The 21,973-nt window shown below is 61.1% G+C and carries 24 protein-coding genes and 2 pseudogenes; 21 read left to right on the forward strand and 5 right to left on the reverse strand.

Annotated features, from left to right (window positions below):
- The first annotated feature begins 39 nt into the window (after nucleotides 1–39).
- The 4 genes from Q8O96_RS01155 to Q8O96_RS01170 all read left to right on the forward strand — a co-directional run bounded on the left by Q8O96_RS01155 (nucleotide 40) and on the right by Q8O96_RS01170 (nucleotide 4,248).
- Entirely contained in the window at nucleotides 40–753 is a 714-nt protein-coding gene (locus Q8O96_RS01155; protein ID WP_102864106.1) for a GntR family transcriptional regulator, read from the forward strand.
- The gene (locus tag Q8O96_RS01160; protein ID WP_102863901.1) at nucleotides 750–1,748 is read left to right on the forward strand and encodes an ADP-ribosylglycohydrolase family protein; all 999 of its coding nucleotides are present in this window, start codon (nucleotides 750–752) and stop codon (nucleotides 1,746–1,748) included. Before Q8O96_RS01155 ends, Q8O96_RS01160 begins: the two co-directional genes overlap by 4 nt.
- A 123-nt stretch (nucleotides 1,749–1,871) precedes the next feature.
- Nucleotides 1,872–3,338, forward strand: a complete 1,467-nt coding sequence (locus Q8O96_RS01165; RefSeq protein ID WP_102863900.1) for a cytosine permease — start codon at nucleotides 1,872–1,874, stop codon at nucleotides 3,336–3,338.
- A complete protein-coding gene (locus Q8O96_RS01170) occupies nucleotides 3,331–4,248 on the forward strand; it encodes a PfkB family carbohydrate kinase (protein ID WP_102863899.1) in 918 nt (305 codons plus the stop codon). The genes Q8O96_RS01165 and Q8O96_RS01170 overlap by 8 nt, the downstream gene beginning before the upstream one ends.
- 53 nt (nucleotides 4,249–4,301) lie before the next feature.
- Here the strand turns inward: Q8O96_RS01170 and Q8O96_RS01175 are convergent, their stop codons facing one another.
- Nucleotides 4,302–4,628: a hypothetical protein gene (locus tag Q8O96_RS01175; protein ID WP_102863898.1), complete on the reverse strand. Its 327-nt coding sequence runs from the start codon at nucleotides 4,626–4,628 to the stop codon at nucleotides 4,302–4,304.
- An 83-nt stretch (nucleotides 4,629–4,711) separates the two neighbouring features.
- Nucleotides 4,712–5,929, reverse strand: a complete 1,218-nt coding sequence (locus Q8O96_RS01180; protein WP_240321962.1) for a sugar MFS transporter — start codon at nucleotides 5,927–5,929, stop codon at nucleotides 4,712–4,714.
- A 204-nt stretch (nucleotides 5,930–6,133) separates the two neighbouring features.
- Here Q8O96_RS01180 and Q8O96_RS01185 point away from each other — a divergent pair, with 204 nt between their 5' ends.
- Entirely contained in the window at nucleotides 6,134–6,613 is a 480-nt protein-coding gene (locus Q8O96_RS01185; RefSeq protein ID WP_102863896.1) for a GNAT family N-acetyltransferase, read from the forward strand.
- 114 nt (nucleotides 6,614–6,727) lie between these two features.
- Here Q8O96_RS01185 and Q8O96_RS01190 read toward each other — a convergent pair whose 3' ends face one another.
- On the reverse strand, nucleotides 6,728–7,780 hold the full coding sequence (locus tag Q8O96_RS01190; protein ID WP_102878942.1) for an NAD(P)-dependent alcohol dehydrogenase: 1,053 nt from the start codon (nucleotides 7,778–7,780) through the stop codon (nucleotides 6,728–6,730).
- A 180-nt stretch (nucleotides 7,781–7,960) separates the two neighbouring features.
- Here Q8O96_RS01190 and Q8O96_RS01195 point away from each other — a divergent pair, with 180 nt between their 5' ends.
- Complete coding sequence (locus Q8O96_RS01195) at nucleotides 7,961–8,857, forward strand: AraC family transcriptional regulator (RefSeq protein WP_102863894.1); 897 nt, start codon at nucleotides 7,961–7,963, stop codon at nucleotides 8,855–8,857.
- Nucleotides 8,858–9,020: 163 nt separating this feature from the next.
- Here Q8O96_RS01195 and Q8O96_RS01200 read toward each other — a convergent pair whose 3' ends face one another.
- Nucleotides 9,021–10,685, reverse strand: coding sequence for an electron transfer flavoprotein-ubiquinone oxidoreductase (locus Q8O96_RS01200; RefSeq protein ID WP_102863893.1), 1,665 nt, complete (start codon nucleotides 10,683–10,685; stop codon nucleotides 9,021–9,023).
- A 99-nt stretch (nucleotides 10,686–10,784) separates the two neighbouring features.
- On the opposite strand from Q8O96_RS01200, the gene Q8O96_RS01205 reads away from it, so the two are divergent.
- The 15 genes and pseudogenes from Q8O96_RS01205 to Q8O96_RS01275 all read left to right on the forward strand — a co-directional run.
- On the forward strand, nucleotides 10,785–10,976 hold the full coding sequence (locus Q8O96_RS01205; RefSeq protein ID WP_102863892.1) for a hypothetical protein: 192 nt from the start codon (nucleotides 10,785–10,787) through the stop codon (nucleotides 10,974–10,976).
- Between the two features lie 257 nt (nucleotides 10,977–11,233).
- On the forward strand, nucleotides 11,234–11,983 hold the full coding sequence (locus Q8O96_RS01210; protein ID WP_015634720.1) for an electron transfer flavoprotein subunit beta/FixA family protein: 750 nt from the start codon (nucleotides 11,234–11,236) through the stop codon (nucleotides 11,981–11,983).
- 2 nt (nucleotides 11,984–11,985) lie between these two features.
- Nucleotides 11,986–12,915: an electron transfer flavoprotein subunit alpha/FixB family protein gene (locus Q8O96_RS01215; protein ID WP_025128724.1), complete on the forward strand. Its 930-nt coding sequence runs from the start codon at nucleotides 11,986–11,988 to the stop codon at nucleotides 12,913–12,915.
- Between the two features lie 79 nt (nucleotides 12,916–12,994).
- Nucleotides 12,995–13,819 carry an ABC transporter substrate-binding protein gene (locus Q8O96_RS01220; RefSeq protein WP_305948230.1) on the forward strand — a complete coding sequence of 275 codons (825 nt, stop codon included), beginning with the start codon at nucleotides 12,995–12,997 and terminating at the stop codon, nucleotides 13,817–13,819.
- Between the two features lie 9 nt (nucleotides 13,820–13,828).
- Entirely contained in the window at nucleotides 13,829–14,185 is a 357-nt protein-coding gene (locus tag Q8O96_RS01225; protein ID WP_102863889.1) for a DUF4398 domain-containing protein, read from the forward strand.
- Entirely contained in the window at nucleotides 14,182–14,994 is an 813-nt protein-coding gene (locus Q8O96_RS01230; protein WP_102863888.1) for an OmpA family protein, read from the forward strand. The genes Q8O96_RS01225 and Q8O96_RS01230 overlap by 4 nt, the downstream gene beginning before the upstream one ends.
- A 205-nt stretch (nucleotides 14,995–15,199) precedes the next feature.
- Nucleotides 15,200–16,639 carry a PLP-dependent aminotransferase family protein gene (locus Q8O96_RS01235; RefSeq protein WP_102863887.1) on the forward strand — a complete coding sequence of 480 codons (1,440 nt, stop codon included), beginning with the start codon at nucleotides 15,200–15,202 and terminating at the stop codon, nucleotides 16,637–16,639.
- A gap of 76 nt (nucleotides 16,640–16,715) precedes the next feature.
- Entirely contained in the window at nucleotides 16,716–17,219 is a 504-nt protein-coding gene (locus tag Q8O96_RS01240; protein ID WP_102863886.1) for a translation initiation factor 2, read from the forward strand.
- 169 nt (nucleotides 17,220–17,388) lie between these two features.
- On the forward strand, nucleotides 17,389–17,643 hold the full coding sequence (locus Q8O96_RS01245; RefSeq protein ID WP_102863885.1) for a YkgJ family cysteine cluster protein: 255 nt from the start codon (nucleotides 17,389–17,391) through the stop codon (nucleotides 17,641–17,643).
- A gap of 38 nt (nucleotides 17,644–17,681) precedes the next feature.
- Nucleotides 17,682–18,290, forward strand: coding sequence for an START domain-containing protein (locus Q8O96_RS01250; protein ID WP_102863884.1), 609 nt, complete (start codon nucleotides 17,682–17,684; stop codon nucleotides 18,288–18,290).
- A gap of 145 nt (nucleotides 18,291–18,435) precedes the next feature.
- Entirely contained in the window at nucleotides 18,436–18,669 is a 234-nt protein-coding gene (locus Q8O96_RS01255) for a hypothetical protein (protein ID WP_305948231.1), read from the forward strand.
- A gap of 214 nt (nucleotides 18,670–18,883) precedes the next feature.
- On the forward strand, nucleotides 18,884–19,225 hold the full coding sequence (locus tag Q8O96_RS01260; RefSeq protein WP_102863882.1) for a ribonuclease E inhibitor RraB: 342 nt from the start codon (nucleotides 18,884–18,886) through the stop codon (nucleotides 19,223–19,225).
- A 343-nt stretch (nucleotides 19,226–19,568) separates the two neighbouring features.
- Nucleotides 19,569–19,718 (forward strand): annotated as a pseudogene (locus Q8O96_RS01265) (circularly permuted type 2 ATP-grasp protein); the annotation flags it as partial.
- A gap of 11 nt (nucleotides 19,719–19,729) precedes the next feature.
- A complete protein-coding gene (locus Q8O96_RS01270; RefSeq protein ID WP_305948232.1) occupies nucleotides 19,730–20,680 on the forward strand; it encodes an alpha-E domain-containing protein in 951 nt (316 codons plus the stop codon).
- Nucleotides 20,677–20,959: pseudogene (locus Q8O96_RS01275) on the forward strand (hypothetical protein); the annotation flags it as partial. The gene Q8O96_RS01270 and the pseudogene Q8O96_RS01275, both read left to right, overlap by 4 nt.
- A gap of 82 nt (nucleotides 20,960–21,041) precedes the next feature.
- On the opposite strand, the gene Q8O96_RS01280 reads toward Q8O96_RS01275, so the two are convergent.
- The gene (locus tag Q8O96_RS01280; RefSeq protein ID WP_305948233.1) at nucleotides 21,042–21,848 is read right to left on the reverse strand and encodes a cytochrome c; all 807 of its coding nucleotides are present in this window, start codon (nucleotides 21,846–21,848) and stop codon (nucleotides 21,042–21,044) included.
- Between the last annotated feature and the right edge of the window lie 125 nt (nucleotides 21,849–21,973).

Raw genomic sequence — 21,973 nt, forward strand, 5'->3', positions numbered from 1 at the left:
TTCTTGCTCTTGATCCGATCTTTCATGTATCAACCGGACATGATCAAACATGTCCGATTCGATAAGAAAACAAGAGTGGTCGACGAGCTGATCCGGCGCATTGAAAGCGGTCTCATGGAAGACGGCTTCCAGCTTCCGGGGGAGCATCAGTTGGCCGAAGAGTTCGGTGTCAGTCGCGGCACCTTGCGTGAGGCCCTGGCTGAGCTCAAGCGTCGCAACTACATCGCCACACAGAGCGGCGTCGGCTCCATTGTCACCTTCGATGGCGTGGCCCTGGACCAACATCACGGTTGGGCCCAGGCGCTGGCCGACAGTGGAGCGCTGGTCAATACCGAGGTGTTGCGCCTGGAGGCGATCTGCCGTCCCGAGCTCAAGCACCGCCTGGGCACTGACCAATTCATTGCCCTGGACCGCCGTCGCCGCAGCACCGAGGGGCGGGTGCTGTCTCTTGAGCGCTCCCTGATCCCTGCATCCGGCGAGCTTGAAGGCCTGCCGCGGGTTGGCCTGATCGATGATTCCCTGACCATTACCCTGGCCGCCTACGGCTATATCGGCGAGCGTGGCGATCAGTGGATCGGCGCCGAACCCTTGAATGCCGAAGACGCCGAGCTGCTGGGCCGTGCTCCCGGAGAAGTGTTCCTCAAGGCCCTGCGCACTACCTATGACCGCCAGGGACGCTTCATGGAACAGGTGGAGAGCCTGTTGGACCCGCAGCATTTTCGCCTGCACCTGCAATTTGGAGAGTCAGGGTGAGCCAGCTCCGGCGGGCGCTTGGCGCTTTTTATGGATTGGCCTTGGGCGACGCCTTGGGCATGCCGACCCAGTCCCTGAGTCGTGAACAGATCCAGCAACGCTTCGGCGCTATCGGTACCCTGGAAGATGCCGGCCCGGACCAGCCGATCGCGGCGAACATGCCTGCCGGCTCCATTACCGACGACACTGAACAGGCGATCCTGGTGGGCCGCCTGCTGGTCCAGGGCCAAGGCCGTATCGCTCCGACCGCGCTGGCCAGCAGCCTGATTGAATGGGAGGCTGCGATGCAGGCCAAAGGCTCCCAGGACCTGCTCGGACCTTCCACCAAGCACGCGATTGAACTGATCCTCGCCGGTCACTCGGTGGAAGAGGCTGGCCGCTACGGCACCACCAATGGCGCCGCGATGCGTATCACGCCAGTGGGCATCGCCAGCGATGTTGCCCACCCCGATCGTTTCATCCAGGCGGTGGTCCAGGCCTGCCAGGTCACCCACAACACCAGCCTGGGCATTGCCAGTGCGGCAGCGGTGGCGGCAGTCGTGTCTGCCGGTGTCAATGGCGCTTGCCTGGCGGACGCTTTGCCCCTTGGGAGGCAGGTTGCCTGGCAGGCACAGGCGCAAGGTTACTGGGTCGCCGGTGCCAGTATTGCTGCGCGCCTGGAGTGGGCTGCCACTCTGAGCGTGGATGGCGACAAGCAGGGGTTTGCCCGGATGCTCTATGAGCTGGTGGGGACCTCGGTGGCGTCCCAAGAGTCGGTGGTAACGAGCTTTGCCCTGGCCTGGCAAGTGGCGCTTGGTCATCTGGAAGCCTTCGAGGCCTTGTGCATGGCTGCCAGCCTGGGGGGCGATACCGACACAATCGCCGCGATTCTCGGGGCCATGCTCGGCGCCTGCCTTGGGCTGGAGGCGTGGCCCAGGGATTTGATCGACCGGGTGCAGCAAGTCAATGAACTGGATTTGCAGCCGCTGGTACAAGAGCTGCTGGCTCTGCGCTGAGCCAGCTTGCTCTGAGAACACCCATGGCTATGGAAAGCTAAAAAACACGGCCAGGAATGCCGGGATGTTCAGCGACTTCCGAAATTGCCAATAACCACAACGATGGCAACAGGAGCCTTATTCATGAGTTCATCGACCGCCGGGTCTGGTGTCGGACAACTGGAAACCCGTGGCATCGAGCCGGTCCCGGAAGCGGAGTGCAACGGTCATCCTTTGCAGCTGTTCTGGGTCTGGTTTGCGGCCAATATCAGCATCCTCGGGTTGCCCCTGGGGGCGACCCTGGTGGCGTTTCGCGGCCTGTCGATCTGGCAGGTGGTGCTGGTGGCGGTCCTGGGCTCGGTGGGATCGTTCGCCGTGGTCGGGCTGATATCCGTGGCCGGCCGTCGTGGCCGGGCGCCGAGCCTGACCCTGTCTCGGGCCATTTTCGGTGTGCGCGGCAATATCGGTCCCACCCTGGTGTCCATGCTGTCGCGAGTCGGTTGGGAAACGGTCAATACCACCACCGCAGCCTTTGTTCTCCTGTCCTTGAGTTCGATCCTGTTCCACACCCCGGCCTCGGCCAAGGACGCGCCACTGTTGACCCTGCTGTTCATCGCTATCTTTGTGCTCATGACGCTGAGTGTGTCCGGTCTGGGCCACGCCACGTTGCTGGTGATCCAGAAGTGGGCCACCTACGGATTCGGCGCGCTGAACGTCCTGGTGGGCGGCTTTCTCTGTGCCACCATCGACTGGACCGCAGTGTTCAATGCCTCCCCTGCGCCCATGAGCGCGATGATCATCGGCGTCGGCACCATGGCCGCAGGCACCGGGATCGGCTGGGCCAGCTCTGGGGCGGACATGTCCCGTTATCAGCAACGTTCGGTCACTGCCGGGCGCCTGGTGGCCTCGGCGGCCTTCGGTGCCGGTATTCCGCTGGTGCTGCTGATCACTCTGGGAGGCTTGCTGTCGGTCGGTAACGATCATCTGGCCTCAGCGGTGGACCCGATCATTGCGATCCGCGACATGCTGCCAACCTGGATGGCCGTGCCTTACCTGATCGCTGCCTTCGGCGGTCTGCTGTTGTCCAACAACCTGTCGGTGTATTCCGCCGGTCTCACCGCGCTGACCCTGGGCCTCAAGGTCAAGCGGGTCTACGCAGTACTGGTGGACATCGTGGCGATCTTCATGGGGTCGATCTACTTCATGTTGATCGCTGACAGTTTCTACGGCCCCTTCATCAGCTTCATTTCCCTGCTGGCGGTGCCGATCACGGCCTGGGTGGGAATCTTCGTGGTGGACTTGATCCATCGCCACTACTACAGCGCCGATGATTTATTGAATGTGGGCCCGAGCAGCGCCTACTGGTATCAGGGCGGCATCGAATGGCGGGCCTTTGGTGCCTGGGTGCTGGCCATCGTCCTGGGCTTCTGTTTCACCAGCATTGGCACCACGGTCGAGGACGTCTGGTTCACGGGACCATTGGCCGATTCCTGGCTCGGGCATAACGGCCTGGGCTGGATCATCACCTTCCTGGTGGCCGGCGGCGTCTATGGCGTGCTGGGCGGCGCCCGTGACCGGCGTCGGGCTTTTGTCGAGAATGCCAATGCCTAGATTGCTCCACAGTGGCCAGGTGATCGTCGATCTGGTGATGGCCGTTGATCGACTGCCGGAGTCTGGCGGTGATGTGCTGGCGCAGTCGGCCAGTTTCGAGGCGGGTGGCGGTTTCAATGTCATGGCGGCAGCCGCGCGCAATGGCCTGCCGGTGGTCTATCTCGGTCGTCACGGCCAGGGGCGCTTTGGTGATCTGGCACGGCAGGCGATGCAGGCCGAAGGCATCCAGATGAGCCTGGAACCCAGTCTCGGGGCCGACACGGGTCTATGCGTGGCCTTGACCGAAGCCTCTGCCGAACGCACTTTCATTTCCCATATAGGTGCCGAGGGCGAACTGACGGTCGAAGACTTGGCGCAGGTCCAGGTGAGAGCGGGGGATTACCTTTACGTCAGTGGCTACAGCCTGCTTCAGGCGAGCAAGGCCAAGGCCCTGGTCGACTGGGTGCTGGCGTTGCCAGTCTCGGTGCCTTTGATGTTCGACCCGGGGCCGCTGGTGGGCTCGCTGGATTCTCCCTTGATGGCGGCTTTGTTGCCACGTATCGACATCTGGAGCAGTAACCGGGTCGAGGCCCTGCGCTTGAGTGCCAGCTCGGAAATGGTCGAAGCCGTGCAGCGGCTGGGCTCAATGTTGTCGTCCAAGGCCATGCTGGTACTGCGTGACGGTCCCCGAGGTTGCTGGATCAATCAAGAGGGGCGTGCTGTGCTGGTGCCGGGATTCAAGGTCGAGGCAGTGGACAGTAATGGTGCCGGTGATGCCCATGCCGGTGTCTTTGTCGCCGCGCTTGCTGCGGGTCATGAGCCGCAGGCAGCGGCCCGTCGGGCCAATGCGGCGGCGGCCATCGCGGTGACCCGCCGTGGCCCGGCCACCGCGCCGTGCAGCGCGGAAGTGGACGCAATGTTGCGGGCCTGATGGACCGTCACCAGCCTTGCGCAGCGCCAACTGGATTGAGCCGGCGCCGGGTGTTACTGACTGCTGCCCTCTGAGCCTGAGCCGCCGGTGGTGGTTTTCGATCCGCTACCGGTCTTGCCATTGTCCGGAGTCGTGGCATCCAGGGTGCCGGCGCCGCCCTGGCGGCCGTTGTCGTTGCCCTGGATTCGCGGGTCGGTGCCGGTGGCCGGCGGCAGCGAGCCTTCGTCCATGGCCGGTGGGTTGATGTTGATCTTCGGTGTGCTCTGGGGGGCGGGGGATTGCGGGCCTTCTACCGGATTGGTGGGGCCTGTGGTGCCCGCCAGGGCGGCGCTGGACAACAGTCCGGCCAGGGCCAGGGCTGAGAGTTGGACCTTGATCATGGTGTCGCCTCCATTGTTAGAGTCGTTACCTGATATTGGTCTGCCCTGGCGTGGGGTTGGTGCCGGATGATCGACGAACGGCGCTACGGGTTGTGGGCGATACGCAGTTGGAGCGCTCGGCGCCAGCCCAGGCGGCCGAGGCTGATCAGCCAGTTCAGCAGAGCAATAGCCAGTACGGTGAACAGCAGCGCCTGCATGCCGGCCTCGACGATGATCCGCCCGGCCAGCCAGGGAAAGCCGAATACCCCGACAAAATAGGACAGGCTGAACAACAGCAGTGCTTGCGAGGTGCTGCCGGCAGGTGCTTCGTTGGCGGCCAGGCCGTTGATCACTGAATACGTCAGGCCATAGCCAATCCCCAGTATCACTGCGGCCAACAGGTAGCTGGCGCTGCTGTCGACGACAAACAGAAACAGCAGGATCGACACCACCATCAGCCCCGATAGCAGGCAGGATGCGCGATAGGGGTCACGCTTGACCACGATGCCGGCGATCAGCATCCGGCTGGCGATGGCGGCGCTCATGAACCCGAGGAAGAACAGCGAGTAGTCCACGCCTCGGGATACACCGTAGCTGGTCTGGAAACTCGACAGCCCGCCGAACACACAGCCACCCAGGCCCACCATCAGGATTGGCCACAGGGCCCTGGAAGACAGTACGCGTGCCGCACCGCTCCTGGTGATCCTGGCCGCTGAAGTCCCCAGATGATTGGGCTGGCGACTCAGGCGGGCGCCCAGTCGCCAAAAGATCAGCACCCCCACCAGACTGGCTGCCGCAGCAATGAAAAAAGCACTGGTCACGGGATAGCCCAGCGCGCTGGCCAGGCGTCCCAGCAGCGGCCCGGAACCGATGCCGGTCATCATGCTGCCCGACAGCAGGGCGAAGTAGCGGGCTCGTTGCGCGGGCTCCACCAGCATCGCCACGATGATTGGCCCCAGGGTGTAGAACACTCCCCAGCCCAGGCCCAGGGTCAGGCCGAAGAGCAGCAGGGCGTGGCCGAACCCGGGGGTCAGGGCAAAGCCCAGGCTGGCCAGGGCCAGCAGGCAGCCGAACAGCGCCACCGAACGTGCGGCGCCAAGCCAGTCCGATAGGTGCCCGGAACCGATCACCGCGACGAAGGTGCTGAGCATCGCTGCCGAAATCACGCTGCCGGCGTCGTGCTCATTGCCGCCGCGGCTGCTGATCAGCAAGGACAGGAGAAAGGTCGATCCGTAAGACAGTGACAACAGATAGCTGCCCAGACAGAACAACCCGAACAATGGCCCTGGCCCCCTGGATTTCTGCATAGCCCGCACGGACATGAAAACTCCTCTCTTATGCTTGTAGTCGTGGAGGGCTTTCTAGCATGGCCTTCTGCGCTGTTTGTTCTGATCCTGCAGGCCTCAGGGTTAGCCGACAGCGGAGTAAGCCGCGAGCCGGGGAATCAGCTTTGCGCGTAAATGGCCGTGCATGTATTTCGGCTGTCGTTCTAATATGGCCACCTGATTCTGCCTAGAGAACCGTCGATGACCGTCGTAATCCGTCCTGCACTGCCCAGCGATGCCCCACAGATTCTTGCTTTCATCACTGAGCTCGCCGACTACGAGCGGGCTCGTCACGAAGTGATTGCCGGCGTCGCCGATATTGAGCGCAGCTTGTTCAGCGAGGGGGCTACGGCCCACGGCCTGATCTGCCTGCGTGACGGCGTGCCGATTGGCTTTGCGGTGTTTTTCTTCAGTTATTCCACCTGGCTGGGCAGCAACTGTCTGTACCTGGAGGATCTCTACATCACCCCGGAACAACGCGGTGGCGGGGCGGGCAAGCAACTGTTGCGGCATCTGGCACAGATCGCCTGTGACAACGATTGCGGACGCTTCGAATGGAGTGTGCTGGAGTGGAATGAACCGGCGATCCAGTTCTACAAGTCCCTGGGCGCCCAGCCTCAGGAGGAGTGGGTCAAGTACCGCATGGACGGCGAAGTACTGCGGGCGTTCGCCCGGGGCTGACGACAGCCCCCATGGGCTGGCGCCAGCTGGCCCGTGCCGGAGCCGGCTTGTCGGCGAAGGCGTATTGCGTGGAGCGCCTCCTCGGGACAAGCCGGGCCGTCATGGCATCGAGATTCAGAGCTTCAAGGTCGCCATGTCGATCACGAAGCGATACTTCACATCCCCTTTGATCATGCGCTCATAGGCCTGGTTGATCTGACGAATATCCAGCATCTCGATGTCGCAGGTGATGCCGTGCTCGGCGCAGAAATCCAGCACCTCCTGGGTCTCGGCAATGCCGCCGATCAGCGATCCGGCCAGCACGCGACGGCTCATCACCAGCTTGCCGGCGTGCAGTGCCGGGTCCACCGGCTCGATCAGGCCCACCAGGATGTGCACGCCGTCAAAGCGCAGGGTGTCGAGGTAGGGATTGAGGTCGTGGGGCACTGGGATGGTGTCCAGGAGGAAGTCGAAATGCCCGGCTACCGACTGCATCTGCGCCGCATCGGTGGATACGATCACATGGTCCGCGCCTTGGCGGCGGGCTTCTTCGGCCTTGCTCGCCGAGCGGGTGAACAGGGTCACTTCGGCCCCCAGGGCCTTGGCGAACTTGATGCCCATGTGGCCCAGGCCGCCCATGCCGAGAATCCCCACTTTGTCGCCAGCCTTGACGCCATAGTGCTTGAGGGGCGAGTAGGTGGTGATGCCGGCACAGAGAATCGGTGCTGCGCTGGCCAGGTCGAGTTTCTCCGGGATGCGCACGACAAAGTGCTCGCTGACCACGATGCTGTCGGAGTAGCCGCCCATGGTGTTGCTGCCATCGACCCGATCCGGGGTGGCGTAGGTCATGGTCGGACCTTCCAGGCAGTACTGTTCCAGATTCGCAGCACAGGCTTCGCAATGACGGCAGGAGTCCACCATGCAGCCGACGCCCACCAGGTCGCCGACCTTGTGCTTGCTGACGTTGGCGCCGACGGCGGTGACCTTGCCGACGATCTCGTGGCCCGGCATCAGCGGGTACACGGCGATGCCCCATTCGTTGCGGGCCTGGTGGATGTCGGAGTGGCAGACGCCGCAGTAGAGGATCTCGATGGCGACGTCGTCCGCGCGTGGGCTGCGGCGCTGGAAGCTCATGGGGGCGAGGGGAGTGGTGGCCGATTGGGCGGCATAACCGATGGCGGTGTACATGAAGAACCTCGCAAAAGCGCTGACAAGTGAGGCGGTGCATTCTCGGCGTCGAGCCTGAGGGCGGCCATGGCGATTCCTCGGCATGTCATGCCTATTCCTCCGGTATTGGCGGTTTTTGCGCGGCATTGGCCAGCAGACCTGCGATGATGTTCTCATCCCTTTTTTCGTGAAGTTTTCTGCATGCTGCTGACCCGTCACCTTGACGCCAATGCCACCCTGGTTTCGCTGATCCAGCCCCTTGCCAGCCGAGATGGTTTCGTTGCCACCGCCTTGCCTGGGGTCCAGGTGCTGCGGGCCAGCTGTGATGTGGCGCGAGGTCCACAGATCTATGAACCGAGCCTGATGATCATTGTCCAGGGCAGCAAACTGGCCTACCTGGGCACGCGGACCCTGGAATACGGCGCCGGGCACTACCTGATCCAGGCCTTGTCGGTGCCCTTCGAGTGCGAAACCTTCGCCTTGCCCGATGCACCGCTGCTGGGGATTTCCATTGCCATCGACCGGGCAGTCCTGAGCGAGCTGGTGCTGGCCATGGGGATCGCCGAAGGCCGGGCGGCTTCGGCGCAAACCCTGGAATCGATGACCTCGGCGGTGCTTGACGACGTCATGCGTGGTTGCGTGGAGCGCCTGCTGCATTGCCTGCTCGATCCTCTGGAGTGCAAGGTCATGGGGGCGTCCAGGGTGCGCGAGCTGCTCTTTGCTGCCCTGCGCGGGCCTCAGGCCGATGCGTTGCGGGCACTGGTGGAGCAGCAGGGGCAGTTCGCGCGGGTCGCGGCTTCGCTCAATCATCTGCACGAGCATTACACCGAGCCGTTGAACGTCGAGACCCTGGCCCGCTGCGCCAACATGAGCACGTCGACCTTCCACGAGCATTTCAAGCGCAGCACCCTGCTGTCGCCAGTGCAGTACCTCAAGCGCCTGCGGTTGCTCAAGGCCCAGCAGTTGCTGGTGGGAGAAGGGCTGGGTGTGGCCCAGGTAGCGCATCGGGTGGGTTACCAGAGCACCTCGCAGTTCAGTCGCGAGTACAAACGCTACTTTGAGCGTAATCCCGGGGATGAGCGGGCCGTAGCTCTGTAGATGCTGTTCGTAGGCGCTGGCTTGCCAGCGACGACGCCTTTGGGTCGGTACAAGGCTTGAGGGGCTCTTCACCGACAAGTCGGCTCCTGCCGGAGGCTGTGCCGGCAAATCCCGGGCATGAAAAAGGCCCCCATAAAGGGGGCCTCTTGTGTACCGCGGCGACTTACATGTTCGGGTAAGTCGGGCCGCCGGCACCTTCCGGAGTGACCCAGGTGATGTTCTGGGCCGGGTCCTTGATATCGCAGGTCTTGCAGTGCACGCAGTTCTGGGCGTTGATCTGGAAGCGCTTCTCGCCGTCTTCCTGGGTGATCACTTCATACACGCCGGCTGGGCAGTAACGCTGAGCAGGCTCGTCGTACAGCGGCAGGTTGCGGCCCAGAGGGATGCTCGGGTCGGTCAGCTTGAGGTGGCAAGGCTGTTCTTCTTCATGGTTGGTACCGGAGATGAACACCGAGCTCAGTTTGTCGAAGCTGAGTTTGCCGTCGGGTTTGGGGTAGTCGATCTTCGCGCAGTCCTTGGCCAGCTTCAGGCAGGCGTAGTCCGGCTTGGTGTCGTGCAGGGTGAAGGGCAGCTTGCCACCGAAGATGTTCTGATCCATCCAGTTGAAGCCGGCGCCGATGATCGGACCGAACTTGTGCATGGCCGGACCGAAGTTGCGGCTGGCGAACAGCTCTTCATACAGCCAGCTGGATTTGAAGGAGTCGACGTAGCTCTTCAGCTCATCGGCACCTTCGGAGCCGGCGAACAGCGAGTCGGCCACGGCATCGGCGGCGAGCATGCCGGACTTCATGGCGGTGTGGCTGCCCTTGATCTTGGCCACGTTCATGGTGCCCAGGTCGCAGCCGATCAAGGCCCCGCCCTTGAAGACCATCTTCGGCAGCGAATTGATACCGCCCTTGGCCAGTGCACGGGCGCCGTAGCTGATGCGTTTGCCGCCTTCCAGGTACTGCTTGAGCACCGGGTGATGCTTGAGGCGCTGAAATTCGTCGAACGGCGACAGGTAGGTGTTGGCATAGGACAGGTCGACGATCAGGCCCACCACGACCTGGTTGTTTTCCAGGTGGTAGAGGAAGGAACCGCCGGTGTTCTCGTTGCTCATGATGTCCAGCGGCCAGCCGGCGGTGTGGACCACCAGGCCCGGTTGGTGCTTGGCCGGATCGATTTCCCAGATTTCCTTGAGGCCGATGCCGTAGTGCTGGGCGTCGGCGTCGCTGTCCAGGTTGAAGCGCTTGATCAGTTGCTTGCCGATATGGCCGCGGCAGCCTTCGGCGAACAGGGTGTACTTGCCGCGCAGTTCCATGCCTGGGGTGTAGAGGCCATCTTTCGGCTGTCCTTCACGGTCGACACCCAGGTCACCGGTGATGATCCCGCGGACCACGCCGTTTTCGTCGATCAGGGCTTCCTGGGCGGCGAAGCCCGGGTAGATTTCCACGCCCAGGTTCTCGGCCTGCTGGGCCAGCCAGCGGCACAGGTTGCCCAGGGAAATGATGTAGTTGCCTTCGTTGTGCATGGTCTTGGGCACAAAGAAGTCTGGAACCTTGGTGGAAGTGTCGCCGCTACGCAGGACATAAATGTCGTCGCGGGTGACCGGGGTGTTGAGCGGGGCGCCCAGTTCCTTCCAGTCCGGGAACAGTTCATTCAGGGCCCGAGGCTCGAACACGGCACCGGAAAGGATGTGAGCACCGACTTCGGAGCCTTTTTCAACCACGCAGACGCTGATTTCCTTACCGGCTTCAGCGGCCTTCTGCTTAAGGCGGCAAGCGGCGGACAAGCCTGCGGGGCCGGCACCGACGATGACCACGTCGAATTCCATGTATTCGCGTTCCACTAGGCTATCTCCTACTCAAGGCTCAACGGTTTTTTCTAATTGGAGGTTTGGCGTTGCATCCGCGCTTTCTCCCATTACAAATGGGGGGAGAAGGGGAGGATGGCCGACCTTTCTCTCTGGGCGGCGCATTATATCTACACCACTCTCAGCGTCCAATACAAACGTTTGTTTGAATTTGCCGCAGCCCAGATAAATCAAAGAAGCGCGGCTTATAAACGGCTATTTTGCCGTATTGACCGGAAAAGGCGTTCCGGTCAAGATACGGTCGGTTTTGCGCTCGCCGTAGGCTGACTGTTGGTTTCAAGAGCACCTCTAAAGACAGGGCAAAGGCAATAAAGGTGACGCACCGCGCAACTTGAAAGTGCGCAGTCTACACGCCGCGATAATGAATGACTCGTCGGTCACCACTGACGAACGGTCATCACCCCGTGAGCAAGGTCAACCTGATGTACGCCAGCGTTTTTGGAGGTGCCCTTGTGCCGATGAGCATCAACCGCCAGGTTCTCGCCTAGGCGACTTTCTTTTCACCGGAGAGTAACGAGGAATCCATGAAGGTTCTTGTAGCTGTCAAACGAGTGGTCGACTATAACGTCAAGGTTCGCGTCAAAGCGGACAACTCCGGCGTCGACCTCGCCAACGTCAAGATGTCGATGAACCCTTTCTGCGAAATCGCAGTGGAAGAAGCCGTACGCCTGAAAGAGAAAGGTGTAGCGACTGAAATCGTCGTCGTCTCCATCGGTCCTGCTACTGCTCAAGAGCAACTGCGTACCGCCCTGGCACTGGGTGCCGATCGCGCAATCCTCGTCGAGTCCGCTGAAGAGTTGAACTCCCTGGCTGTGGCCAAGCTGCTCAAGGCTGTGGTCGACAAGGAGCAGCCACAGCTGGTGATCCTCGGCAAACAGGCCATCGATAGCGACAACAACCAGACCGGCCAGATGCTGGCGGCCCTGAGCGGTTACGCTCAAGGCACCTTCGCCTCCAAGGTCGAAGTGTCCGGCGACAAGGTCAACGTCACTCGCGAAATCGACGGCGGCCTGCAGACCGTTGCGCTGAACCTGCCAGCCATCGTCACCACCGACCTGCGTTTGAACGAGCCGCGCTATGCGTCTCTGCCAAACATCATGAAAGCCAAGAAGAAGCCGCTTGAAACGCTGACTCCTGATGCTTTGGGTGTTTCCACCGCCTCCACTAACAAGACCCTGAAAGTCGAAGCGCCGGCTGCACGCAGCGCAGGTATCAAGGTCAAGTCGGTGGCTGAACTGGTCGAGAAACTGAAAAACGAAGCGAAGGTAATCTGATCATGACTATCTTGGTAATCGCCGAACACGATAACAAGGCGCTGGCTCCGGCCACCCTGAACACCGTTGCCGCCGCCGCCAAAATCGGTGGTGACGTTCATGTACTTGTAGCCGGCCAGGGCGTTGGCGCGGTGGCTGAAGCCGCTGCAAAAATCGCTGGCGTGGCCAAAGTGCTGGTGGCGGACAATGCCGCCTACGCTCACCAACTGCCGGAAAACGTTGCGCCGCTGGTGGCCGAGCTGGGTGCTGGCTACAGCCACATCCTGGCTGCCGCTACCTCCAACGGTAAGAACATCCTGCCGCGGGTTGCCGCTCAGCTGGACGTTGACCAGATATCCGAGATCATCTCGGTCGAAAGCGCTGACACCTTCAAGCGTCCGATCTATGCCGGTAACGCCATCGCTACCGTGCAGTCCTCGGCTGCCGTGAAAGTCATCACCGTGCGGGCTACCGGCTTCGACGCCGTTGCTGCTGAAGGTGGTTCGGCTGCGGTTGAAGCCGTTGGCGCTGCTCACGATGCCGGCAAGTCGAGCTTCGTTGGCGAAGAACTGGCCAAGTCCGATCGTCCTGAACTCACCGCTGCCAAGATCGTCGTTTCCGGCGGCCGTGGCATGCAGAACGGTGACAACTTCAAGCACCTGTACGCCCTGGCCGACAAGCTTGGCGCAGCGGTCGGCGCCTCCCGCGCAGCCGTGGACGCAGGCTTCGTGCCCAACGACATGCAGGTCGGCCAGACCGGCAAGATCGTCGCGCCACAGCTGTACATCGCCGTCGGTATCTCCGGCGCGATCCAGCACCTGGCAGGCATGAAGGATTCCAAGGTGATCGTTGCGATCAACAAGGACGAAGAAGCTCCGATCTTCCAGGTGGCCGACTACGGTCTGGTGGCGGACTTGTTCGAAGCCGTACCTGAGTTGGAGAAGCTGGTCTAATCCGGCGGCTTCACTTATAAAGAGCCCGGCCCTTTGGCCGGGCTTTTTTTGTCTGTTTTTTGTTGGGGAGAATTTCGCCATGGATCTGCGCCGCATGAGGGGCTGGTCAGCGCTGTTGGGTCTGGCGTTGTTGCCATCGCTGTCGATGGCTGCGGGCAAGTGCGAACGCCTGGTGGTCACCGGCAGCCCGGATGCACCACCCTACCTGTGGCGCGATCCGCAGAATCCCAAGCACCTGATAGGGGCCAGTGCCGATCTATTGCAGCATGTGGCGGGAGAGTTGGGGCTCAAGATCGAGTTGCTGTACGCCGGCAAACGTTCCGAGGCCTTGGATGAAGTGCGCAGTGGGCGCATGGATCTGCTAGCCGACGCGCCCCTGACCTTGAACGAACTGGAGTCCCTGGACTACATCCATCCGGCCCTGGTGCAGAACGACTACCTGGTGTGGACCCGCAAGGACTCCACACTGAGCTACACCCAGCCGTTGGATCTTGTCGGCCATCCCGGCGCGGTATCGGAAAAGGCCAGGCTGACCCAGCCCTTTCAGGCTATGGCCAAGGAGCATCTGCAACTCAAGCCTTTACCGAATCTGACCCAGGTTTTCCAGACCTTGCTCCTGGGGGAAGTGGACTATGTTCTGGCGCCGCGTTACGCGGGCATGGCCATGGCCCAGTCCTTGGGGATGGCGGCGGATCTGGTGCCCTTTCCCCAGCCTGTCGACAAACCGGGGCTGTTCCTGGCCTTGTCCCACAACTCCGCCTGCAATGATCCATGGTTGCGCGGACAGTTGGCAAAAAAGATGACAGAATTGCCCGCGTCCGGTCTGACGGAGGCCTTGCTGCAGCGCAATCTGGAGCGCTGGAAGGCCCAGTTGCAGCAACCCGTCAGCAGCCCAAAACCGTAGGAATCACGTGTGACTATTCGACCTCTTTTCGCTGCCCTGGCCCTGTTGGCCTTGGCGGGTTGTGCAACCGATCCGGCGCCCAACGAGCAGATGCGCCTTACTGCCCAGGCCCTGGAACAAGCCAAGGCCGTGGGGGCTTCGGCCGAGGACATGCCTGAGTTGAAACTGGCCGAAGACAAGTTCGCCCGTGCCCAGGGCAATATGCAGGATGAGTCGTACAAGAAGGCGCGGATGCGCGCCGAGCAGGCCGAGCTGGATGCGCGTCTGGCAGAAGCCAAGGTCCTGACTCAGAAAAGCCAGGAGCAGGTGAATGTGCTCAATACCCGCATTACGCGCCTGCGCAAGCAGTTGGGAGACGCCCAATGAGCCTCTCTATCCGTATCTTCGGCGGCGCTGTGCTGTTGGCCTGCGCCGGTCTCTATGGCTGCGCCGGCCAGCACAGTGAGGAGGCCTTGCAGCAAGCCGGCAACGACTTCCAGAAGGTCAAGGAAGACTCCAATGTGCTGCGTATCGCGCCCAAGGACGTGATACGTGCGGGTGAGTCCCTGGCTCGCGCTGATCGTCTGTCGACCTACTGGGGCAGCGGTGGCGACGTGGAGCACTATGCCTACCTGAGCCGTCGTTACAGCGAAATCGCCCGTGAGCACACCGAACAGGCGCTGAATCAGGAGCGTGCGGCCAAGCTCGAGCTGGAGCGTCAACGTCTGCAACTGGCCCTGCGTGAGGCCAAGTTGCTGAGTGTGCAGCAGCAGGGCAAATGGCTCGAGGAGCAGATCATCAGCCTGGCCACCACCCAGACCGATCGTGGTCTGGTGATGACTCTGGGAGACGTGCTGTTCGACACCGGTGAAGCCGAGTTGAAGAGTTCGGCGAACCGCACGGTGCTCAAGGTGGTGCAGTTCCTCCAGCTGAACCCTAAGCGCGTGGTGCGCATCGAGGGCTACACCGATAACACCGGGGAGCGTCAGAGCAACCTGCAGCTGTCTCGCGATCGTGCCCAGGCGGTGGCCGATGTGCTGGTGGACCTGGGAATCGACGAAAAGCGTGTCCATGTCCAGGGCTATGGTGACGAGTACCCAGTGGAAGCCAATGCCTCCGAGCGGGGCCGGGCGCAGAACCGTCGGGTGGAAATCGTCTTCTCCGACGACAAGGGCCAACTCGGCGCTGCTCGCTGAAACACTGATCCTTTTGCCCCTGAAAAGCCCGACGCCTCGCAAGCGTTGGGTTTTTTTATGTCTGAGGGTGTCGCAAAAACTCGACAGTTCTACTTTTCACTGCCCTGTGTCCTCGACTATTGTAGAAACTGTCCCAGTACACTTCTAAACTGTGCCGGTATTGTTTCACACAAGAATAAAACGCCGTGAAATCGAGTGCTGCGCCATGACCAATCTCTTGCTCTATCAACGTATCGCTCAGCAACTGGCTGAGGATATTCGCCGTGGTGTCTACCAGCCGGGGGAGCGCGTACCGTCGGTGCGCAAGATGAGCTCGCAGCTCAATGTCAGCCACGCCACGGTGCTCCAGGCCTACGCCAATCTGGAAGATCAGGGACTGATCCGCGCGCGTCCCCAATCGGGTTACTACGTGCACCAGACCCCGGCTCTGACCGCGCCGACCCCGGATATTGCCCGGGTCGAACGTCCAGGACTGGTCACGCGCAGCAGCATTATTCAGCAGGTGCTGGTGGAGTCCCGTCGCGAGGGAGTGTTTCCCCTGGGGGCGGCAGTGCCCAGCGTTGACTATTTGCCGGTGCGGGCGCTGCACCAGCAATTGGCCAAGGTCACGCGTTTTCACAGTCCGCGGGCGTTCAGCTATATGTTCAGCCCGGGATTCGAGCCCTTGCGGCGTCAGGTGGCGATTCGCATGCGCGATGCCGGGGTCGTGGTCGACCCTTCGGAAGTGGTGATTACCCACGGATGCGTCGATGCCTTGCAGATGTCCCTACGGGTCCTGACCCGGCCGGGTGATCTGATCGCCGCGGAATCGCCGACCTATTACGGGCTGCTGCAATTGGCGGACCTACTGGGGCTCAAGGTCATCGAGATTCCCAGCGACCCCTCTACGGGCATGAGCCTTGAGGCCCTGCAGCTGGCGGCCAACCAATGGTCGATCAAGGCCCTGGTACTGACTACGCGCCTGAGCAACCCCCTGGGTGGAACCATGCCGGAGGAGCGGCAGAAGCAACTGCTGCGCCTGGCTTCGGACTTCGATATCCAGGTGGTCGAGGACGATATCTACGGCGAGTTGATGTTCGAAGTGGGGCGCACCAAGGCCCTCAAGGCCTATGACCGCCTGGACCGGGTGATCTACTGCTCAAGCTTCTCCAAGACCCTATCGCCGGGAGTGCGTATCGGCTGGATGATTGCTGGCAAGTATCAGCAGGAGATCCAGCGCCTGCAGACCTTCAGTACCCATTCCGCGTGCAGCGTGACGCAGATGGGGGTTGCGGCGTATCTGGAGAACGGTGGTTATGACCGTCATTTGCGCTACATCCGCCAGGAATACCGCAAGAACCTCAGCGCCTTTCAACTGGCGGTGCAGCAGCATTTTCCGGAAGGTACGCAGATTACCCGGCCCAACGGCGGGTTCATTCTCTGGGTCAGCCTGCCGGGACGGGTCAACACCCAGGAACTGCACGTGCGGGCTTTGCAGCAGGGCATCAGCATCGCTCCGGGGTTGATCTTCAGTAACACCGAACAGTTCAACCACTGCGTGCGCCTGAATTGCGGGACACCTTGGAACCGCGAGGCCGAGCGAGCCTTGATGACCCTGGGCATGCTCGCCAGTCAGTTATGCCAAGAAGCGTCCGGCGGATTCTAGACAGTGCGGTCCCATGCTTGTCATGGGGCTTGCAACAAGCGAGCATAGGGCACCTTTTGTCGATCTACCTGCCTTTATGAAAGCCTTTTTTCCTGCCATCTGGTTGAGTGCTTGCCTCTTGGGAGTCGTTGCGGCGCCTGTCCAGGCGGCCTCGACCCCGGATAAACCGGCTGCCAGCGTTACTCATTCAAGCAAGGCCTCCAGCACCAAGCAGGCGCCAGCGAGCAAGACCAAGCCGTCCGCCAATGCCAGCAAAGCCCAGCCCAAGAAAAAGACCAAGCCTGCGCCCAAGAAGGCCAAGTCCAAGTGGGCCTATCAAGATATCAACACACCTCTGGCCAGCCCCAAGCTCGACTTGAGCCTGCCACCGGAAATGGTCAAGCACTTGCAGCCTGTGGGAGCGCTGCCGCTGCCCAAGCGCGAGCCTCTGCTGCCGCAGATGTTTGGCGAGAAGCCCAAGGACAGCAGTCCGTTCCAACTCAACGGTCGATTGCTCAGCAACGAAATGCAGCTGCAGTTACGCAACGAGGAGCGTCGGGATATCGAGGGCGCTGCCCTGGATTTCGAGTTCAAGCAGTAAATTCATCAACCACTCTGTGACCGAGTTGACCGGCACTTTGTCGGAGACTGATCAGTCACGCACGGTTGTGCGTCAAATCCGTTCTTTGAGTAATTTTAAACGGCTGTTTTAGCGGTTACTCTTGTCCGGCCTCATTCAACACTATGCTTGTCGCGAGGAGCTTTTCGTCATGAACTGCCGTGAAGGTTGTGGCGCTTGCTGCATTGCCCCTTCTATCAGTACGCCGATTCCCGGAATGCCCAATGGCAAGCCGGCGGGAGAACGTTGCCTGCACCTTTCTGTCGAACACCTGTGCGGTCTTTTCGGCAGGCCGGAGCGGCCAGCGGTTTGTGGGGCATTTCAGGCGGATCCTGAGGTGTGTGGCGAAAGTCGAGAAGACGCCATCCGTTTGCTCGGTTGGTGGGAACAAGTGACGGCTGCTTAGTTTTAATGAACGGAACTTCAACAATAAGGAATAAGACAATGGGTTCGCTGCATCGAATTGCTGTGCTCTGTGGTTTAACCGTGCTGCTGTCGGCAACGGCCCACGCCGAAGATTGGCAAACGGCCAAGGATGAAGACGGCATCAAGATTTCCTTGAGTGAAGTGGCCGGTTCCAAATACAAGGCCTATCGCGGCGTCACCACCATGAAGACCTCCATCGCCAAGCTTCGCGCGCTGCAGGAAGACGTGGCCGGTGCCTGCTCCTGGATTCATGAGTGCAAGAGCCAGAAGCTGCTCAAGCATGAGGGCGATCAAAGCTGGACCTACACTCAGTTCAATACCCCCTGGCCAGTGACTGCCCGTGACTCGGTGCTGCACATTACCTCCAGCGAGGCCGCCGATGGCAGCCTGACCCGTAAGCTGGAAGGCGTGCCCACCTACATTCCCGAAGAGAAAGGCTTCGTGCGTGTGTCCCAGGTTGAGGGTTACTGGAAGTTTGTGCCCAAAGGGGCCGATCAGGTGGAAGTGACCTACCAGGTGCATACCGAGCCGGGTGGCAGCGTGCCGTCCTGGCTGGCCAACAAGTTCGTGGTGGACGCGCCCTTCAACACTTTGAAGGCGCTCAAGGCCCGTGCCGAAAAGCCGTAATCGGCTGATTGTCCACGGGATTCATCAAGGCCGCCTCCGGGCGGTCTTTTTATTGGTTTGTTCCCGCCAGCACTGTGGAACGTTTGCCTCGCACTCAAGGTCGAGATGCTGTAGGTCCACTCATGGGGCTATCAAGGAGGCGTTGATGCAAAAGTGGCAAGTCACTTTCGTGGATGATCATGGCGTCCAGTCCGTCGAGCAGTTCGATTGCGAGCAGCAACCGACGTTGGAACGCGCCGCACAATTGGTCCGGGCCAGGTTGCTGCCAGTGAGCGCCGAACTGGATCTCAATGATCTGGATGGGCGCACCGATGCCCCCACCCTCAAGAGCTTGAAAGAGCACAACAGCATTCAGATTCTCAGCATTACGCCGATGTAATGAGAGCAGAGAGGGCTCCGACAGCAATTTCTGGCGTCGTCCAGGTGTTGGCGCTAATCTGCAAACGAGATCAGCGAATTCTTCGCTAAGCTCTGATCTTGTCAGCTCCATGCTTGTTTCCTGACGACCCGCCCCGGGTCGTGATGTCGGTCACTTTTGGCCGGCGGGTCGGGAAGCACGGAAAGTCTATCCATCGGTTTGAGGAGGACGTTTCATGAGCACAGCCTTTCAAGAAGACCTCAGCAGCAGTGTGTTGCGCCGCATGAAAGAAGGCGGTTTTGACTTTTCACGATTCCATCCCATCGAGTTCTACGCCATTTTCCCGGATGAGGAGCGGGCACGCAGGGCGGCAGGGCAGTTTCGCGGTGAATCCTTGAATGCCCAGGTCAGCGTGCGTGACGACGGCGCCTGGTATCTGGAGTTGAGCAAGGTGATGTACGCCACCCATGGCGGCATCGGGGATTTTGAACAGGACTTCGAGGCAGTGGTCGAACCCCTGGGCGGTATCATTGAAGGCTGGGGGGTGAAACAGGAGATCCGTGGGCGTCTGTTATAGCTAAGGTTGTGTGCATCGAGACTGACAATTGGCTGACCTGCGGGTCGGCCAATTGTGTTTTCAGGGGCCGCAAAGGCAAAAAAAAGCCACCCGATAGGGTGGCTAAAAGGGAAGACCGGTCAGGAGAGGGAACCGGTCGGGAGAGCCCGGACCCGGTTGTCATCGGCGTCATCAAGGTTGCAGCAGCAACTTCATCAGGCTTGGTGAAGTGTTTGCTCGATGGGGCGATTATCCCCGTGTGTCCCCCGGCGGTGAAATCAACTCTGACTATGCTGGTGATAGCCAAAACCTGCGCCTGGCCATTACGTACAAAGGAAGGGCAGCGGCTTCGCGCAGCGAGGGTAGACACGCCAGGTTGCGGCCTGTCCTCGCCGATCGCGAAACCCGTGTGGTGTCCGGTGGTCTTACTCGTGTGGCCCTGCGTGAAGGCTCCCTGGTGGTGAACTCCTCCCAGGTTGGCGGCACCAAGGACACCTGGGTAGTGGAGGATTAAGGACGCCTGCCATGTTGAGTCGAACCGCTTCAGACCTGTACTGGATGTCCCGTTATCTGGAGCGCGCGGAAAACCTCGCGCGGATGCTCGACGTCAGCTATTCGCTGTCGCTGATGCCCCAGGATGGGCACGGTGACGGCCTGCACGAACTGGCCATGCCGCTGTTGATCACCGGCACCCTTGAAGACTACCAGGCTCGCCATGAGACGCTGCTTGCCGAGCGGCTGTTGCAGTTCTTTGCCCTGGATGCTGCCAATCCGGCCAGTATCTACAGTTGCCTGGGTTCGGCCCGGGCCTGTGCCCACGCGGTACGCGGGCGGATCACCGCCGATATGTGGGAAAACGTCAACGCCACCTGGCTGGATATTCAACAGATTGCCCGCCAAGGTCTCAGTACCTACGGCATGAACCGCTTTTGCGAATGGATCAAGGAGCGCTGCCACCTGTTTCGCGGAGCCTCCTACGGCACCATCATGCGCAACGATGCCTTCCGGTTTATCCGCCTGGGCACCTTTATCGAACGGGCCGACAACACCCTGCGCCTGCTGGATGCACGCTACGAGATGACTGGCGACCAGGTTGATGCGGTCGGTGACGGTACCGCCCGTGCGTATTACCAATGGAGCGCCTTGCTTCGCGCCCTGTCGTCCTTCGAGGCCTATACCGAGATCTACCGCGAAGCTCCCGGAGCCCGGCATGTCGCCCAGTTGCTGCTGTTGCATGCCGACGTGCCGCGCTCATTGCGCGCCTGCACCGAAGAGATCGACCAGATCCTCGCCAGCCTGCCAGGGGACAACGGGCTTCCGGCCCAGCGTCTTGCGGCGCAGATGAATGCGCGTCTGCGCTGCATCGGCATTGATGAAATTCTCGACGAGGGCCTGCATGCCTGGCTGACCGACTTCATTCCCCGGGTGCGCCAGTTGGGCGATGCCATTCACCGTGCCTACCTGGAGGCGGCGTGAGACTCTCCACCAGCCACGCAACCGCCTATCGCTACCAGCACCAGCATCCGGTACGAACCAGCACCCACTACTTGAGCCTGACGCCCCACGACAGTGAGCGCCAGCAGGTGCTCGCCTGAGCGAGGCTGATGAAGCGTTGCGTGAATTTGCCAGTCAGCAATGCGCAAGGCGCTGTGATCGTGCCGCTCTGGTCGAGCTGATGCAGGGCTTAACCAGCTCATGGCCTACACATTGAGGGCAATGGATGTGGCTACCTGCGCGGCCGAGGCTTTCGCCGGGGCGGTGCCGGCGAACACATGCATACCAGGATGGTGCAAGCAGCAGTCACTTCTGCAAGCGCCGGCTCGCTGGCGAAAGGGACTCAAGGAATCTGCTTGCGCCCCGCCATATGCCGGAGGTACTCCAGCAACAATTCCAGCTCCCCATCCGGCAGGACGCTGTTGCTGAACCCAGGCATTTTCGCCTGGGGCCAGCGCCTCAGGCTTTGCGGATCGCGGATATAGCGCTTGAGAAAATCACTGCCGAAATACTCGGTGGGGTTATAGGGAATGTTCAGGTCCGGTCCGAACTGAGAGTCGCCAGCGCCATTGAGTCGGTGGCAGGCCAGGCAGTTTTTCTGGAACAGGGCGAACCCTTGGTTGACTGGATCATCGACCGCCAGCTTCGGGTCCGGGCCCAGGGCCGGGAAACGCTCCGCCACCGGCGCCAGGCGCTGAATGCGTGCAACCTGGAATGGCCATTGCTCGGGGCTGATGTGCCCGGCCGCAGGATTGCTCCATACCAGGTAGAAAGGTCCGGCGCTGGGCTTGTCCGCTGCCAGTGACGGCCAGGGTTTGTCAGGGTCCTCAATGGCCAGCCAGGCCTGGGCGCCCTTGCGATTGAGCAGGGGCGCGGCGTTCAACTCTGCGGCAAAGCCGTCCAGAGCCACGGCTTGCAGATGGTCCTCGGCCTTGAGGCCCTTGAGCAGGGCCGCCATGGGCACGGCTCGGTACTGCATCTCGCGCTTGTAGGACACATCGTCCTTGATGCGGATGTCCCGGGCTTCGGGGTGCTTGAGCAGTTCTTCGGTTTGCCAGGTGCGGCTGTCTGAGCCCAGGTCGATCAGCAGTTGCGCAGCGTGTAGCGGACTGCTCGACAACAGAGCAGCGCAAAGGATGAGAGCTTTCAATTGATGTCCATCGGATCGTCGTCAGTGGGTTCGTCGCCGGGGAGTACATCCTCTGGTTGCGACACATGGTCGAACAGGGCAGCCCGGAGTTTTTCATGGTTACCGCCGTTGACGATACCGAAATG

This window comes from Pseudomonas sp. LPH60, assembly GCF_030718165.1.
Classification (GTDB): Bacteria; Pseudomonadota; Gammaproteobacteria; order Pseudomonadales; family Pseudomonadaceae; genus Aquipseudomonas; species Aquipseudomonas danubii.